Below are 15,912 nucleotides of genomic sequence, written 5' to 3'. Positions count from 1 at the left end.
GAACGAGGCCGTGCAAGGGGACGGTGCGGGTTGCTGGCTGTAGGCTTCCCCACCGTTGCTCGCCGAGCAGGTCAGGTGGATCGATTTGCCGAGCCAGGACGACGCGAGACCGTCACGCCCGCTGGGCCGTGACGAGCTGGCGCGCGACTGGGCGCACAAGGTCAGCCGCACCGCGTACATCCCCTTGTCGGCAGCCAAGCTGACCGAGGAACTGCACGAGCTCCTCAACGTCGTCGCCGAGGCCCTGACCGAGGAACCCGGCGTGGCCTCCCTCGCGGGCAGGCGCCTGGTGGAGATCCACTGCGTGGGCGCGGAAAGCCTCACCGTCTCCCTCGACGTGCTGGCCCGGTTCGTGGTGCAGGAAGGCGCCGACGCCTCGTCCGCCGCACTGGTGATCGCCGCCGTCTCCTCCGCGTACACGGCGGCGATCCAGGCGTTCGTCCTGGAACAGCAGGAAAGCGTCAGCCAGGCCCTGCTCCGCGCGAACCGCGCCGTCCAGCTGGACCTCCAGGCCAGCGAGGAGCGCTTCGAGGACATCTTCGCCCACTCGTCCACGGGCATCGCGATGGTCAGCCTCGACGGCGACCTGGTGCGCGCCAACGAGGCGCTCTGCACGATCCTGCGGCGCGAGGACGTGGACGGCATGACGCTGACCGACCTGATCGCGCCGGCCGACCTGCCGTTGATCAACGACGCTCTCGCGGGCCTGCGCTACGGCCGGATGCGCCGGGTGGAGGAACGCCCCCGCCTGATCGACCGGGACGGCGAGCACTTCCGCGTCCTGCTGGCCGCCACCGTCCAGAAGGACGCCGACGACAACCCGCGCCACTACGTGGTGATGATCGACGACGACAGCCAGCTCACGTTGCTCGGCGGCCGCCTGCAGTACCAGTCGCTGCACGACGCCCTGACCGGTCTGCCCAACCGCCAGTACCTCACCACCAGGCTCGAGTCGTTGCTGCACAGCGACATCGAGCACGGCGTGACCCTCTACCACCTGGACCTGGACGCGTTCGCCGTGATCACGGACGGCCTGGGCAGGGAGATCGGCGACAAGGTCCTCAAACTGGTGGCCGAACGCCTGAGCGCGGTCTTCGCCGGCGAGAAGGCGATGGTCGCCCGCCTGGAGGGCGACGAGTTCGCCGTGCTGGTGGAGAACGGCCCGGAGACCCCGGACGTGGACACCACGATCCGGACGATCGAGCACGAACTGGCCGAACCGGTCTACTTCGGCGACCAGGGCGTCGCGGTGTCCGCCACCATCGGCGTCCTCCCGCGCCTGCACCCCGGCGACCACCCGGCCGAAGTCCTCCGCGCCTCCGACATGACGTTGAGGAGGGCCAAGCGCAGCGGCCGCCGTCAGTGGGGCCTGCACGACGCGACCCAGGACAAGCGCGAGCAGGAGGACTTCGCGCTGGCCGCCGTGATGCCCGGCGCCTGGGAGAGCGGCGAGATCGAGGTGGTCTTCAACCCGGTGATGCGCCTGGACGGCACGGCGCGCGTCTGCGTGGAGGCCGAGCTCAACTGGCGCCACCGCGACGCGGGCCTGATCCCGCACGAGAAGTGCGTCTCCATGGCCGAGCACACCGGCCTGATGCTCCCGCTGGGCGAGTGGATGCTCAGAACAGCGGCCGAGTCCGCCTGCTCCCAGGACGAGATGCTGGCCGTCTGCCTGACCGAGAGCATGGCCAACAGCCCGGACCTGGTCCGCGACGTGCGTCGCGTCCTGGCCGACACCGGCCTGCAGGCGAGCAGGCTCCTGCTCGGCTTCCCGGTGCACGTTCTGGCGTCGGAGGACAGCGAGGCCGCGGACAACCTGGACCTGCTGTCCGACATGGGCATCCACATCGGCGCACGAGACTTCAAGGGGTCCACCGCGGAGATCGAACTGGTCCGCTCCCTGGGCGTCCGCGCGGTCCGCGTGAAGGGCCGCTGCCAGAAGCCGGACGACCTGGTCTCGCACGTGCTCAGCGACCTCATCGGCTTCGTCCACGAGGCAGGAGGCCTGGTGGTCGTCGACGCGGTCGAGGACGCCGAGCAACGCGACTGGTGGACCGAACTGGGAGCGGACGCGGGCGTGGGCCCGGTCTTCTGCCTGGAACCGACTACGGAGTGGCCCTCGCGGGCCTGAGGTGCACCAGCACCAACGCGAACCCGGCGATGGTCACCATCCGCAGCGCGGCCGTGATCCCGTTCCAGTCCTTCGACTGCCACATGGCGAACCACTCACCACCGATGGTGATGAACCCGCCCAGGAACAACGCGACGATCATCATCAGTCCGGCGGAGGCGAACTTGCGCGCGCTGTCCTCCTTGTCGCGGGCGTACGCGATGGTGCCCGCGGTGAGGAGCACCGCGGCGATCGCCTCCCAGAGGATGATCGCGAGGTAGACGATCGTCACCACGGCAGAACTGGTGATGGCCCGCCACTTCAGCCCCTCGCCGAACGTGGTGTCCATGGCGAGGACGTGCCGCACGAACGCCTCGTTGGTGCCGTAGTCCGTGACGTTGCCGAGGACCACCAGAATCATGTTGAGGGCGACGAACCCGACGGTCACCGCCACGACCGCGCGCAAGCTGCCGACCCGAGCAAGAAGACGCATGCTGCGGACAGTAACGGACAGGGCGCACCGAGTGAGACAGTTGCCCGCGAAGCCCGAACCGTCAGCAGGGAGAGCGGAACTCGACCTGGGGCAACCGGCTCTGCCACAGCTCCTCGGTCAACGCTCCTGTCGTCGTGGCGCAGATCCGGGCGGCCTGCTGCTCGGCGTCGATGTCCCACAGCCGCAGCACTCCGTCGCCTCCGCTGGTCAGCAGCACCCGGCTGCCGGGTCTGAAGTGGACGGACGGCTCGGCCCCTGACGGCAGCGCCATCTGCTGGCCGAGCGGCCTGGCGTTCGCCGGGGTGCTGATGTCCCACAACCGGAACGTCTTGTCGGCGCTGCCACTGGCGAGCGTCCTCCCGTCGGACGTGATCGACAGCGAACTGACCTGCTGGCCGTGCCCGCGCAGCACGGTCAGCTCCCGCGGCCGCTCCCGGTCCCGGACGTCGAAGATCCGGATCGTCCTGTCCGTCCCGCCGGTGATCACGGTGTTGCCGTCCGGCGTGAACAGCACGCGCTGCACCGGCTCGACGTTCCCGCTCACCGGCTGACCGATCGGCCGGGCTCTCGACGGATCACCGATGTCCCACAACCGGAAGGTCCGATCGGTGCTGGCCGTCGCCAGTGTCTTCCCGTCCGGGCTGAACGCGACGTCGTTCACGTACTCCCGATGGCCGGCCAACGGCTCGCCGAGCGCCTTCGGACGCGCCGGATCGCTGACGTCCCACAGCCGCACCGACTTGTCGTCGTTGCCCGTGACCATGATCCGCCCGTCCGGCGAGAACCCGAGCGTGGAGCTGAACCGCGTGCCGAGCACGAGCGGAGCCCCGAGCGGGGTGATGGCAGCAGGGTTGCGCAGATCCCACAACCGCACCGACTGGTCCGTCAGCCCGTTGGCGGTGGCGAGCACCCCTCCGTCGGGCCGCAGCCTGGGCCGGATGGTCCCCCGATCAGGCCCGACCTCGATCGTGCCCAGCGAGGTGACCCCGTCCCGCACGCTCCACAACCGGGCGGTCCGCACGCCGTCCCCTGCCACCAGCAGCCCGCCGTCCGCGCTGAACGCGGGCTGCGACAGGTTCGTGGCCCGGACCAGGACCATGTTCTGCGGCAACGACCACAGCCGCACGGCGTTCTCGCCGGCCCCGGTGGCGAGCGCCCGCCCGTCCGGCGTGAACCCGACCGCGAACACCCCGCCGCTGGGCGCCGTCAGCGGTCCGCCGACCGGGGTCGGGGAGGCCGGGTCGCTCAGGTTCCACAGCCGCACGGTGCCGTCGGCCGAGCCCGAGGCGAGCACCTGCCCGTTGGGGCTGAACTTCACCGACCACACGCCGCCGGTGTGCCCGACCAGCGCGTCACCGATCGGTTGCTGGGTCGCCGGATCCCAGAGGCGCACCGTCGTGTCGTCGCTGCCCGAGGCGAGCAGCCTGCCGTCCGGGCTGAACGCCACCGAGTGCAGGCCGTCGGTGTGGCCGGTCATCGGGGTGCCGATCGGAGTCCTGGAAGCGACGTCGTACAACCGGATCGCGCGATCGTCCCCTGAGGTGGCGAGAGTCCTGCCGTCCGGGCTGAACGACAGCGTCCGCACCGCGGCGGTGGCACCGCTCAGCGGCTCACCGAGCGGTTTCAGGCCGGCCGGATCGGAGACGTCCCACAACCGGGCGGTCTTGTCGTCGTTCGCCGCGGCCAGCGTCCGCCCGTCCGGGCTGAACTCCAGGAGGTAGGTGATGCCGTTCCCGGTGTCGACCGTCCCGAGGTGCCGCGGATGCGCCCGATCGCTGACGTCCCAGAGCCGGATGGTCCGGTCCTCGCCGGTGGTGGCGAGCAACCGGTCGTCCGGCGAGAACACCGCAGAGCTGAGCCAGCCCTCGTGCCCGGTGATCACCGCGAGCGGCTTCGGGTGCGACCGGTCGCGCACGTCCCACAGCCGTGCGGTGCGGTCGTAGCTCGCGGTCGCGAGCACCGTGCCGTCCCTGGTGAACGACGTCAGGTAGACCGCCCCGGTGTGCCCGGGAAGCGGTACGGCCAGCGGCGTCTGCTGGGTGGCGAGCAGCTTCGAGCCGACGTCCAGGTCGTCCGGCCGCATCCGGTGGGCGGCGAGCAGCAACTGGGCGGCGACCGACGGGTCGGTGTCGGTGAGCCGGTCCGCCTCGGCCACGACCTGGCGGAACACCGCGTCGTTGCGCTGCCGGACGGCGATCACCGCGGCGGTCGCGGCGATCAGCGCGAACACCACCACGAGCGACACGGCGCTGCGCCGCAGCCACACGCTCTTGCGGTGCTGGCGTTCGGACGTCCGCACGAACTCCTTGGCGACCGCGGTGACGTCCTGCTGCTGGCGCACGCCCTCCAGCCGTGCGCCGCGGTAGAGCAACGACGAGTCGTGGCCGTGTTCGGACCACGCCGCCGCGTCCTCCTCCAGCCGCTGCCGGGTGAGGTTGCCCGCGCGGTCCTCGTCGATCCAGCCCCGCAGCCGCGGCCAGGCCTGCAGCAACGCTTCGTGCGTGATCTCCACCGAACCGGCGTCCGCGGTGATCAGCCTGGCGTGCGTGAGGACCTCGAGCGCGCGTTCCGCGGCGGACAGGGTGGTGGCGGCCTCCAACAGGCTGTGCCGGCTTCCCCTGCGGCGGGTGTCCTGCGTGTCGTCACCCACCCTGACCAGGCGCAGGAGCAGCTGCCGAGCGGCGGCGCGGGCCGGTTCGTCGAGGTCGGACCAGGCACGTTCGGCGGTCGCCGCGACGGCGCCCTGGATGCCGCCCGCAGCCCGGTAGCCCGCGGTCGTGAGCCTGCCCGCCTGCCTGCGTTGCCACGTGACCAGCAGCGCGTGGCCGAGCAGGGGGAGCGCGCCCGCGTCGTAGGCGTCCTTGCCGCGGCGGTTGTGCGTGCCGAGGTCGCGCAGCATCACCTCGACCAGCCCGGCCTCCAGCTGCAGGCCGGCGGCCTTGGCCGGGTTCGTCACGGCGTCGCGCAGCTCGGCCGCGGACATCGCGCCGAGCACCATCTGCCTGGTCTGCAGGGCCTCGGAGAGCTCGGGGAAGTCGAGGCAGCGGGCGTAGAAGTCGGCGCGGACGCCGAGCACGACCGCCGTCCGTTCCGCGGCCGCGTGCAGGGCCTGCACGAAGATCCGCAGCCGGTCCTCGTCGCCGCCGAGGGTGAACGCCTCCTCGAACTGGTCGATGATCACCACGCGGTCGCCGACCGCCGCCTGAACCTCCTGTTTGAAGGTGTCGGCGTTCTCCAGCGCGGGGACCAGGTCCGGCACCTGGAGCGTGAGCTCCTTCAACGGGTCGGTGCCCGGCGAAATGACGATCGTCTCTTTACCCAGCCGGGGCAGCACGCCCGCTTTCAGCAAACTCGACTTACCGGCACCGGACGCGCCGACGAGCATTGTGATGCCGTTGTCGTTCAGTTTTTCGAGAAGCGCGTTCGTCGCCCGTTCGCGGCCGAAGAACCAATTCGCGTCGTCCGGCCCGAACGCGCTCAGGCCCATGTACGGGCAGACGGCGTTGTCCTCTTCCGGCGGCGGTCCGGGATCGGTGACGGGGCTCGCGAGCGCCTCTTCCCAGAGCACGCGCCACGCGTCGACCTCGTACAGGCCGTCGATCGCCGGCTGCGGCCTGCGCTTGCGGGCCTCGCCGATCAGCACCTCGAGGACGGCGCTCAGACCGCTGAACCGGGCGGGTACGTTGCGCCCGCGCCGCCAGTCGCTCACCCGTTGCGCGGGCACCCGCAGCGGCCGGCCCTGGTCGTCCGTCCGGCGGGCACGCGCGACCGACTCCGTGACTCGTTTCAGCGGCGGGTCGCCTGCCTCCGCGTAGAGCAGCGCGAACCGCTCCGCGAAGACGCCCCGGGGTCCCAAGCAGCCTCCTCCTCGTCCGGACCGGAAAACTCCGACCGCACGTCTGAGCTGCGGCGCACGCACCGGACAGGCGGTCGAAGACCCACCATAACGAGGTGGTCTGACAACCTCGACCGGACGTGCTTTCAACCGGCGGGAGACCGTGGGGGTGGCAGTGATCGACTGGGGCAGAGCGTCCACGGCTGAGGAGCGCTGGGGGTCTCCTCAGCCGTGGTCAGCAGGGCAGGTTCCGGACGACTGGCAGGGCGCCGCCTGCTAGGTCAGGCCGCCTGCCAGAGCGCGTCGGCCTCGGGCTGCTTGGGCTGGACCCGGTTCGGGTCCGGCAGGTAGGTCTCGGTCGGCAGCGTCACGTAGGTGATCGCGTCCGGTTTCAACGCGGTGAGCTTGCCCGCGAGATCGGCCAGTTTCGCGATCGAGCCGATTTCGGAGTCCGTCACGATGGACTTCGTCAGGATGTCGGCGAGTTCCAGTGTTTTCTGCGGGCTCGCGAGCCAGTTCTCGTTCGCGAGTTTCTCGCTCAACGCGCGCATGAACAGCTGCTGGTTCTTGATGCGGTTAAGGTCGCTGCCGTCCCCGATGCTGTACCGGGTGCGCACGAATGCGAGCGCCTGCGTTCCGTCGAGCTTCGTGGGCCCGGCCGGCACGTGCAGGCCGCTCTTCTCGTCGTCGATCGCCTCGGGCATGGTGACGTCGATGCCGCCGAGCCTGTCGATGACGTCGCGGAAGCCGTTGAAGTCGATCTGCACGAAGTGGTCGATCCGCAGGCCGCTCATCTGCTCGACCGTCGCGACCGTGCAGGCGGCGCCGCCCGTGGAGAAGGCGCTGTTGAACATGGCGAGCGAGGCGGGCGGGTTGGCCCCGCACTGGGGCCTCGGCACCATGGTGTCGCGCGGAATGCTGATCACGCGGGCCGTGTCGCCCTTCGCGTTCAGCTGGACGACCATGGCGGTGTCGGACCGGCCGTCGTCCTTGCCGATGAGGAGGATGTTGAGGGGGCGGCCCGGCGTCGACGGAGGCCGGGGGTGGGTGATCTCCTTCGCGAGATCGACGGTCTGGAGATTGCTCTCGAGCCGCCAGTACGAGCCCCCGACCACGACGCCCGTCGCGATGACCACGGCGGCCCCCGAGACCACGAGCCATCGTTTCAAGTGGACGTTCATGTCTTCCACGGTCCCCGGCGTTTGTTCGGTTCCCGTAGGCGAATTGTCATGGTTGTGTCACAGCGTGCCTCAGCTGGTCGAGGAAGGTGGCGTGGTCCGCCTCCGTGGCGTACTTGGCAGGCGTGCGTTCGGGCGTGACGTCACGGCCGAACGGACTGCCCGGCGCCAGGAACCGTTGGTCGGCAACGATCTTGCCCCGCGTGTACCGCCCGGTGAGCTCGATCGCGAACCGGTCCTCGTGGTAGCTCGCGAGCTCGGGCCGCGTGAGGATCGCGGCCGCCAGCGGGTCGTGCGGCACGAACCCCTTCTTGCCGAGGAAGCTGCCGTAGAAATCCGCGTAGAACCCGAGGATCTGCCGCGGGTAGCAGTCCTGCGGGAGCGCGTCCAGCCACTCCTGCGGCGCGTGGCTCGCCATGGTGACGTCGAGCCCGACGATGGTGAGGTCCTCGAACCCGGCCGCGAGGACGAGGTCCGCCGCCTCGGGGTCGTGCCAGAAGTTGGCCTCGGCGTGCGAGGTGATGTTGCCGGGCACGTTCAACGCCCCGCCCATGACCACGACCTTGCCGAGCAGCTCCGGCAACCGGGGCTCGATCTGCAGCGCCAGCGCGACGTTCGTGAGCGGCCCGATGGCCAGAAGGCTGAGCGTTCCGGGGTTCCGGCGCGCAAGGCCGGCGATCTGCTCCGCGGCGCTCTCGTCAGTGCGAACGACCTCGGCCTCGTCGCCCGCGTACCCGCCGAGTCCGTCCTGCCCGTGCACGTCCTCCGCGGTCCTGAGCGGCTGAGCCAGCGGTTTGGCCGCCCCCATGGCCACGGGCACGTCGAGGCCCAGCCGCTCGACCAGCCGAAGCGCGTTGGCGGTCGCCTGCTCGACCGGCACGTTCCCGTGCACCGTGCCGATGGCGACAATCTCGGTATCGGCCTGAGCGCGCAGGTAGTACAAAGCGAGGGCATCATCGATGCCGGGGTCCGCGTCGACGATGATCCGCATGCGTCGATCCTGGGGGATGCCGTGACAGTCCGTCCAGCAGTTGCAGGTGACGCGCCCGCCGTGGCGTTCGTGCACGTCCAGGCCTGGAAGGACGCCTACCGAGGCCTGGTCCCGGACGCGGTGCTCGACGGCCGCTCCGTCGAGCGCAGCAAAGAGATGTGGGAGCGCGACATCCCCCACGGCGGCGTGTGGGTGGGCCTGTCCGGCGACGAGGTGGTCGGCTTCGCCTGCGTGGGCCCGTCCCGCGAACCAGACGCAGAACACGAGCTGTACGCGATCTACGTCCTCGCCTCCGCCTACAACACCGGCCTGGGCTTCGCACTGGCGTCAGCGGCGCTGGCCGGAAAGACCGACGTGGGCCTCTGGGTCTTCGAGGACAACCCGCGAGCCCGCCGCTTCTACGAACGCTTCGGCTTCCACACCACCGGCCAGGCGAAAACCGAGACCATCGGCGGCACCACCCTCAACGAACTCCGCTACCGCCTCACCACCGGCCTACCATCACACCAGTAGCCGAGCCGGGAGCCGCAACGATGTTCCGACCAGCCTTCCGCCGCAACCTGGAGTCCACCGAGATCTCGCTGGCCCACAAGGTGTTCGGCGACGCCCTGGACCTGAGCGCCCTGACCCTCGCCGAAGGCGGCCTCCTGGGCAGCTTCGGCGTAGCCAGAACCCTCCCGAAACTGGTCACCTTCCCCAAAGGCGTCCTGACCACCCCACAACACCAAGCGCGCTACGAACGCTGGCTGGTCCACGAACTGACCCACGCCTACCAGTACCAGCACGGCCGCAGCATCCTGAGCCTGCTCCCCACCGCCATGGCGGGCTTCTTCAACAAGAACCTCTACAACTACGGCGGCCCAGAAGGCCTGCGCGACAAGACGTTCGCAGACTTCAACACCGAACAACAGGCCAACATAATCGCCGACTACTACTACCTCAGCACCTACGAACCACACCAAGACCTGACGCCCTACGAGCCCTACATCGCGCACGTCCGCGCAGGCGCCTAACACCACACCACGGCCAAAAAGATCAAGCTCCGACCGCGTTGCCGCTGGTCAGAGCTTGATTTCACCCGGCGAAAGGTGGTGCCCCAGGCAGGATTCGAACCTGCGACACACGGTTTAGGAAGGGACGACGGGCTCAGACCCCGTCATGTCCGCTGACCTGCGGCTACGGCTGCATCCGTTGTGGCGCTTGGGTTCTGCGTTTCGCGATGGTTTCGCGGTTCACGGGTGCCGCCTAACTCTTGTCTGGGGGCGTCACGTCGGGCTTGCGCGACGTCTTCTGCCTTCTCTCCTGCTCCCACTCTTCATGCTGCCGTGCCATCTCGTCATGTCCGGAGTCATAGGCGGTACGGAGCTTCTGCAATTGCTCCGAGGGAGGCTGCGATGGCTCGTCTCGCAGGTACCTGCCGAGCACCTCAAGGCCCTCACGGCATGCGACCCAAACCATGATGGCGGGACTTGCGTAGTCGTGTTGGCCGAATCGGTCGGCCACAAAGTTGTCTGTGATGACGTTGTGCACCAGCTCGACCTGATTGCGCGCTTCGTCGTCTGTCAGGAAGACGACGGCCTGGCCGAGCCGTTCTAGCTGCTCTTGCGTATCGCTGAGATCTCCTGGGGGAGCAGACATCAACCAGTTGACGACCTCGTCGTTGTGGCGTTGAAGGAACCGAAGCGCGGCGACAGCTTCTTTGGCCTTTTCTCGCCCCTGCTCGTCGACCGCCTTACGTCGATCGAACCGGTGTTGGCGCTTCTGTGTGCCTCGGGCGTATCCACCGCCGATCAAGCCTCCGACCACGGTCCCGAGCAGGGTGCCCGCTGGAGCTAGCCATTCCCAAGCCAAACGACACCTCCAGAGGTGACAGGCATCCTGACGACAAGGGTAGGAGTCTGAGCCGTATGGCTATACGTATCAAGCGGTGGCAAGGCGGCGTAGCCGTCGCGGCAGCCGAGCGCCATGACCAGCAAGTCCGCGGTGACCCTGACGGCGCTCGTCAGGAGTTGCGGGCCGGCATGGCGTTGTGAGTGGGTTCGTAGGTTGGGCGACGCCAGAGGACGGCGCGCAGCGCCGCCCGGCCGACCGGCGCAGCGAAGCGGATGCCGGGAGTGCCGGGATGGAAGGTGTTCGCCGTACGCGCGGAGCGTGCCGCCAGCGGCGGCCTTGATCCCGTAGAGCCAAATTCGGCAGTACAGCGGCACGATGGCGTCGGCAGGACGTGCGACGTCGGGCTGGTAGGGCGGGAACTGCGTTGCGGTGGTGAGTAGGATCTCTCCAACGGCGCTGAAATGCTCTGCTGTGCCCGAGGCGGCATAACCTGACAACCAGGCAGTGAGGTCGACAAGCTTGTCTGACTGGGTAGACATCAGCGTCGCGGACTTCGAAGAGTTGGCGAAGGCTGACGACAAGGTCAGCGTGTTGGTTGGCCGCCTTGTCATTGACCGCCTCCCATTCACCTTTGAGAGCAAAGAGCAGTATTTTACGTGGCGGAATATTCTTGCTTCAGGTCTCGATGTGGACGATCGGGACATTGTTATTGTTGGCAGTGCTGCAACGGGCCGGAGTATTAACCCGGGTAAGAAGTTCAGGATCTTCCATAAGAAGTCCGATGTGGACATTGCTGTTATCTCGTCGGTCTACTTCGAGCGAGCGTGGACTTGGTTTCGTAGGACAAATCCGACCCTTCTTGGCTTAAATGAAGAAGGGCTTGATCTTTTTGATCAGCACAAGAAGCATTACATCTTCGATGGTGTTATTGCGACGAATTATTTTCTGAGCTACCTTCCTTTCGGTTCAGACTGGGCTAAACACCTCCAAATCTCAGAAGCCTACCTTCCTAGGGTCCTTAAGGGTAGGCAGCTCAACACGCGGATTTATAAGGATTCGGAGGCACTGAGGAAGGATCAGGAGCGTGGTCTCATCTTGTACCGCCGGTCTCTAGGTATCAATAACTGACGTGAAAGGGGTTGTAGTGACCGGAACAATCGCGCTAAACACCAGCCATCAGACGATCAGCTGGTTTCAGGATCTGTATCAATCGGGCCGACTGGTGCTGCGTCCCTCCTTTCAGCGTCGCCCGGTTTGGACAAACGAGGAGCGCTCCTTCCTTGTTGACACGATCTTGCGCGGCTTCCCCGTGCCTGAGATTTATGTTTACGAAGTCCCAGGTGATGGCGACGAGGGAGACAAGTACGCGATCGTCGACGGCCAGCAACGCTTGAGTGCTTGTCTGGAGTTCATGGACGATGCGTACCCGGTTTCTTTTGACGTTAGCAAGCTGGGGCATCTTTTTGATCCGAGCGAGACGCCGTGGTTGAACAAGCGGTACTCGGAGATGGAAAAGGAACATCGCGACCGATTTCGTCGGTACAAGCTGATCGTTCGTCAGCTTGAAGGTGTTGACGACGATGAGCTAAGGCATATGTTTCATCGGCTAAATCAGTCGAATCTTGTTCTCAATGCTCAAGAGTTGCGCTACTCGATGTACGAAGGTGGAATGCTTCGAGTAGTGGAAGACCTCGCCGAGGTTGAGGCTTGGGAGCACTTCAGGATATTCACCAAAGTTCAACGGCGCCGCATGTTGGACTCGGAATTCATTGGCGAGCTGGTGATCGGATATCTTCACTGGCCGCAAAATAAGAAGGACAATCTCGATCACTACTATCAGAGGTACGCCCTCGATTTCCCATTTGATCGAGATGTTCGCGGGGCTTTTGATGACGTCCTTGGCTTGCTGGTTGAGATTTTCCCTGAGCCTCGATTCCTTGGATCAAGGTGGTATAAGAAGTCAGACTTCTATACGCTTTTCTTGGCGCTGGCGCGTGGCCAGGTCGATATGTCTAAGCTTGAACATCATTCTCTGCGTGAACTATTGATTCAATTCTCCGACGCAATCGGTGGGGCTGCGACCTACCCCGAAGGTAGTCCTGTTGAAGTGTATCGATCCGCCGTAGAGAGGGCGGCCACAGACCGCGCGCGAAGGGTTCGCCGCGAAGAAGCTCTTGTTGCTTTCTTGGCGGGCAGGGAGACGGTGGAGGCTGATGAAGTTGAAGTTGAGATCGACGAAGAAGATGAGGAATTTGGCGAGGAGCAAGACGAGGAGTATGTGGATCGCTGACTAGGATCTCGCTGACATGCTAAGTTCGTGGGCGTTCTCTCTCGCGGGTCAGCACTTGAGCGGTCGACTGCCTAGACGGTGGTCTCATGTTCAAGGGGTGGCAAACAGGGCTGCGATCTCTTCTCCTATTCTAACGGTCGATGAACTGACGCTGCTGCAGGATGCGGCAGTACTGCATGACATCGGCTATGCGACCGACCTGGCTACTAGTGGTTTTCATCCATTGGACGGGGCCAGGTATCTGCGAAAAATTGGCGTCTCTCGGCGCTTGTGTGCACTGGTGGCGCATCACTCTTGCGCATACAGAGAAGCCGAGTTGCGTGGTCTTTCCGCTGAATTAGCAGAGTGGGAAGACGAACGGTCGATCGTGCGTGATCTGCTCTGGTGGGCCGACATGACTACTACGCCAGACGGCGAGCCCACGAGCGTGCACGACCGGATCGAGGAGATCCAGAAACGCTACGGCCCAGAAGACCTGGTGACCTTCTTCATCCGGCAGGCTAAGCCTGAGCTGGTCGGCGCGGTCGAGCGCGCCGAGGAACGGCTACGCGCGGCGGGTGTCGACTACATCGCGAAGTAGGGCGTGCGCCCCTGGAACCCGTGCTCGATCCGAAGTCGGATGGACGGGTGGATGTTGAGCGCGTCGAGGTCTCCGCGGCGTACCCAGTGAACTTCGCTGGACTCGTTGCTAGTCCTCAGCTCGCCGCCGATCAGTCGCGCCCGGAAGCAGATGGAGAACTGCTGTCGCACCTCGCCGTCCGTGTAGGCGATGACGTGGGCGGGGTCGGAGTACACGCCGATGATGTCGACGGGCTCGACGTCGGTCCCGGTCTCTTCTTTAACTTCGCGTACGACGGTGTGGCCGATTGTCTCGCCGACGTCCTGCGCTCCGCCGGGGATCGAGTACAGGTCGTTGTCGGTCCGCCGGATCATCAACAGCCGGCCTTGCTCGTCCTGCACGAACGCCGTCACCGCCACGACGATGTTGGTCGCCTTCGGGGCGTTCGGGTCGTTGTAGTGATCAGTGCGAGCCATGCCTACCTGCCTACCACTTCGGCGGCTTCGCGCCATCCCAGACGCCCTGGAAGCTCTCGGCGTAGGTCTCGAACAAGTCGCCCCCGGACAACCGCCGCAGGTGCAGGACCGGCGCGTGAGCTGCCATGAAGCCGTGCACATGCGTGTTCACGAGCATCTCGTCATCGAACCGGTAGATCGAGTTGTAGAGCGTCGTCCCGTGCACCCGGATCTCCACGCCAGGCACCTCGGCCAATGGCTTGTAGACCGCAAGTGCGTTCCGGATCTTCGCGCCAAGCGTCGTCTTGCCGATGCCCTCTTCTTCGCTGCGACGCGCGACCTCACGGCTCGCCGGGTCTCCGAGCAGCAACCGGATCCGGACGCCGCTCTCCGCCTTCTGGCGCAGCGTCCTGATCAGGGCTGGGTTGTCCACAAGGAACATGCCGGCGTAGACCAGGATCGAGATGCTGATCTTCGACTGCTCGATCAGGTGTCCCCAGATGTCGTGCGATACCGCGTGGCGGTGCGCGTAGACCTGGACGACCTCGGACTCGTTGATCTCTTTCTTCTTCTCCGGCACGACGGCGTCCGGCCAGAGGTAGGCCTCTGACTCGCGAACCATCGTGGCGATGGCATGCCGGTGACGCGGGTACGGCGTCCGGTCCTGCGTAATCCACCGTTCGACGGTCTTCGGGTCTACGCCGGTCGCCTTAGCGACTTCATCGAGGCCCAAAGTGTTGCGCAGCAACGCATCCCGCAGGCGTTGGTTTGGCATGGCCCATCCTCCGTACAACTAGGGACGACTTCAATGTAGCGAAGACGTCTGTAGTTGTCCTGTTGTGTGGTGTTGACGTCCTCTCGATTCGTCGAAAGTCGTAGGTGTCGAGATGTCGGGGAGCGACCCCGACCGGCATAAACGTCAGGAGGACGACGATGGCGATCACAGGTGGGAGCAGGTTCCCGGCGGGTCACGACTTCGTGTTCCCGAGGGGCGCGCTCGTGATGGGCGCAGAGCCCGTGCTCAAGTTCCAGTCGGCTGAGGAGCGCGCCAAGGGCCTCCCCGCGGAACAGGAGAAGGACAAGGAGACCGGTCAGCTCGTGTGGTCCGTCCTGGTGATCGATCAGGCTGCGGAGCGCAAGGCGGACGCTGCGGTCACGGTCAAGATCTCGGCACCTCACCAGCCGGTGCCACCGGAGGCGATTCCGGGTACGGACATCCGCCCGGCGATGTTCGAGGGTCTGACGGTGACGCCGTGGATCGATGACAAGGGTTGCCGTGGTGGCCATGTCGGTGAGCGTCACCGCTGCCGGGCGAAGCTGGGCTACAGCCTGCGCGCCACCGGCATGAAGGCCATCGTCGCGGCCAAGCCCGCACCCAAGGCGGCGTGATCCGTGCCTGACTTGATGCGTCTGCACCTGACGGCGAACCTGCCGATTCGGGTGGAACCGCTCGTCTTCGCTGGACGGGTTGAGTTCCGGCTGGGCAACGCGTTTCCGGCCGTCCTGGTGGTCGACGCGGAAGCGCTGCCCCGGCTTGCTGAGGCTGTGGCTGAGGGACAGACGGCTCTCGATGCGGCGCGGGGTGATCAGTGATGGGGTTCAACGCCACCTGCACGCCCGGTCAAGACGCGGGCGCGGCCATGATCCGAGTGACGCCCGAGGTTCCGGCGCTGGCCATCTACCTCGACCCGGTCAACATCGCGATCCAAATCCCGCCCTTCCCCGGCGGCTCGGACGTGCTGATGCGGTTCTGTCGGGAGTTGTCGCGTGAGGCTTCGAAGCTGGCAGATCACCTCAGCAGCCAGGAAGGCCGGCACGCCCTCGCGGAGGGAGATCCTGATGTCTGCGGTTGAGGCGATGCACTGGGGCCTTGCTGAGCAGGCCCGGACGCTGAGCGAAGCACACGACGTGCTGAGCAAGCTCCTCCCCAATCCCAAGTCTGCGCCCGCCGTGCTGAAGGACTACTACCTCCGCTCGGCCGCCATCTACGCGCGGATCGCTGAGACCGATCGCAGCCACCACCACGAGGCCATGTACTGGGCGAACCGTGAGCGCGAGAAGGGGGAGGCAATCAAGGTCACCAAGACGGCGAAGAAGTAGCGAAAGTCCTGTTTGGACAGAGCACGTGATTCTGCTGGGTCACGTGGCGATGCCGCACGTCTTGTTGC

General features: G+C 66.1%; 17 protein-coding genes. 10 read left to right on the top strand and 7 right to left on the bottom strand.

All coding sequences use genetic code 11. From position 1 onward, the window contains the following. The first annotated feature begins 55 nt into the window (after positions 1–55). Positions 56–2,131, top strand: coding sequence for an EAL domain-containing protein (locus ACQEU1_RS23410; RefSeq protein WP_433205441.1), 2,076 nt, complete (start codon positions 56–58; stop codon positions 2,129–2,131). Here ACQEU1_RS23410 and ACQEU1_RS23405 read toward each other — a convergent pair. From ACQEU1_RS23405 to ACQEU1_RS23390, 4 genes are all read right to left on the bottom strand, one after another. Further along, complete coding sequence (locus ACQEU1_RS23405; protein ID WP_433205438.1) at positions 2,106–2,603, bottom strand: DUF2165 domain-containing protein; 498 nt, start codon at positions 2,601–2,603, stop codon at positions 2,106–2,108. The genes ACQEU1_RS23410 and ACQEU1_RS23405 overlap by 26 nt on opposite strands. 61 nt (positions 2,604–2,664) lie before the next feature. Beyond that, on the bottom strand, positions 2,665–6,459 hold the full coding sequence (locus ACQEU1_RS23400) for a hypothetical protein (protein WP_433205435.1): 3,795 nt from the start codon (positions 6,457–6,459) through the stop codon (positions 2,665–2,667). Between the two features lie 260 nt (positions 6,460–6,719). Beyond that, positions 6,720–7,619 (bottom strand): LCP family protein, encoded by a 900-nt coding sequence (locus tag ACQEU1_RS23395; RefSeq protein WP_433205432.1) that lies wholly within the window; start codon positions 7,617–7,619, stop codon positions 6,720–6,722. Between the two features lie 46 nt (positions 7,620–7,665). After that, a complete protein-coding gene (locus ACQEU1_RS23390) occupies positions 7,666–8,607 on the bottom strand; it encodes a nucleoside hydrolase (protein ID WP_433205429.1) in 942 nt (313 codons plus the stop codon). A 60-nt stretch (positions 8,608–8,667) separates the two neighbouring features. Between ACQEU1_RS23390 and ACQEU1_RS23385 the strand changes: the two genes are divergently transcribed. Beyond that, positions 8,668–9,120 (top strand): N-acetyltransferase family protein, encoded by a 453-nt coding sequence (locus tag ACQEU1_RS23385; protein ID WP_433205426.1) that lies wholly within the window; start codon positions 8,668–8,670, stop codon positions 9,118–9,120. Between the two features lie 20 nt (positions 9,121–9,140). After that, positions 9,141–9,620, top strand: coding sequence for a hypothetical protein (locus tag ACQEU1_RS23380; protein WP_433205423.1), 480 nt, complete (start codon positions 9,141–9,143; stop codon positions 9,618–9,620). 232 nt (positions 9,621–9,852) lie between these two features. Here ACQEU1_RS23380 and ACQEU1_RS23375 read toward each other — a convergent pair whose 3' ends face one another. Next, positions 9,853–10,413, bottom strand: coding sequence for a hypothetical protein (locus ACQEU1_RS23375; protein ID WP_433205420.1), 561 nt, complete (start codon positions 10,411–10,413; stop codon positions 9,853–9,855). Positions 10,414–10,959: 546 nt separating this feature from the next. On the opposite strand from ACQEU1_RS23375, the gene ACQEU1_RS23370 reads away from it, so the two are divergent. From ACQEU1_RS23370 to ACQEU1_RS23360, 3 genes are read left to right on the top strand one after another with little or no spacing between them, the layout of a single operon-like run. Further along, positions 10,960–11,568, top strand: coding sequence for a hypothetical protein (locus ACQEU1_RS23370; protein WP_433205417.1), 609 nt, complete (start codon positions 10,960–10,962; stop codon positions 11,566–11,568). A 16-nt stretch (positions 11,569–11,584) separates the two neighbouring features. Further along, the gene (locus tag ACQEU1_RS23365) at positions 11,585–12,730 is read left to right on the top strand and encodes a DUF262 domain-containing protein (protein ID WP_433205414.1); all 1,146 of its coding nucleotides are present in this window, start codon (positions 11,585–11,587) and stop codon (positions 12,728–12,730) included. A 16-nt stretch (positions 12,731–12,746) separates the two neighbouring features. Then, entirely contained in the window at positions 12,747–13,310 is a 564-nt protein-coding gene (locus ACQEU1_RS23360; protein ID WP_433205411.1) for an HD domain-containing protein, read from the top strand. On the opposite strand, the gene ACQEU1_RS23355 is transcribed toward ACQEU1_RS23360, so the two are convergent. Together ACQEU1_RS23355 and ACQEU1_RS23350 are read right to left on the bottom strand one after the other, a co-directional pair. Beyond that, positions 13,295–13,765, bottom strand: coding sequence for an NUDIX hydrolase (locus tag ACQEU1_RS23355; protein WP_433205408.1), 471 nt, complete (start codon positions 13,763–13,765; stop codon positions 13,295–13,297). The two genes, ACQEU1_RS23360 and ACQEU1_RS23355, sit on opposite strands and share 16 nt — an antisense overlap. 10 nt (positions 13,766–13,775) lie before the next feature. Next, entirely contained in the window at positions 13,776–14,519 is a 744-nt protein-coding gene (locus ACQEU1_RS23350; RefSeq protein WP_433205405.1) for a DUF5919 domain-containing protein, read from the bottom strand. A gap of 158 nt (positions 14,520–14,677) precedes the next feature. Between ACQEU1_RS23350 and ACQEU1_RS23345 the strand changes: the two genes are divergently transcribed. From ACQEU1_RS23345 to ACQEU1_RS23330, 4 genes are read left to right on the top strand one after another with little or no spacing between them, the layout of a single operon-like run. Continuing rightward, entirely contained in the window at positions 14,678–15,133 is a 456-nt protein-coding gene (locus ACQEU1_RS23345) for a hypothetical protein (protein WP_433205402.1), read from the top strand. Positions 15,134–15,148: 15 nt separating this feature from the next. Beyond that, positions 15,149–15,337, top strand: coding sequence for a hypothetical protein (locus ACQEU1_RS23340; RefSeq protein WP_433205399.1), 189 nt, complete (start codon positions 15,149–15,151; stop codon positions 15,335–15,337). After that, on the top strand, positions 15,337–15,597 hold the full coding sequence (locus ACQEU1_RS23335) for a hypothetical protein (RefSeq protein WP_433205396.1): 261 nt from the start codon (positions 15,337–15,339) through the stop codon (positions 15,595–15,597). Before ACQEU1_RS23340 ends, ACQEU1_RS23335 begins: the two co-directional genes overlap by 1 nt. After that, the gene (locus tag ACQEU1_RS23330) at positions 15,584–15,844 is read left to right on the top strand and encodes an AMED_5909 family protein (RefSeq protein ID WP_433205393.1); all 261 of its coding nucleotides are present in this window, start codon (positions 15,584–15,586) and stop codon (positions 15,842–15,844) included. Before ACQEU1_RS23335 ends, ACQEU1_RS23330 begins: the two co-directional genes overlap by 14 nt. The last annotated feature ends 68 nt before the right edge of the window (positions 15,845–15,912 follow it).

This window comes from Lentzea sp. CA-135723 (assembly GCF_050936595.1).
GTDB lineage: Bacteria > Actinomycetota > Actinomycetes > Mycobacteriales > Pseudonocardiaceae > Lentzea.
This window is presented reverse-complemented; position numbering and strand designations above follow the sequence as displayed.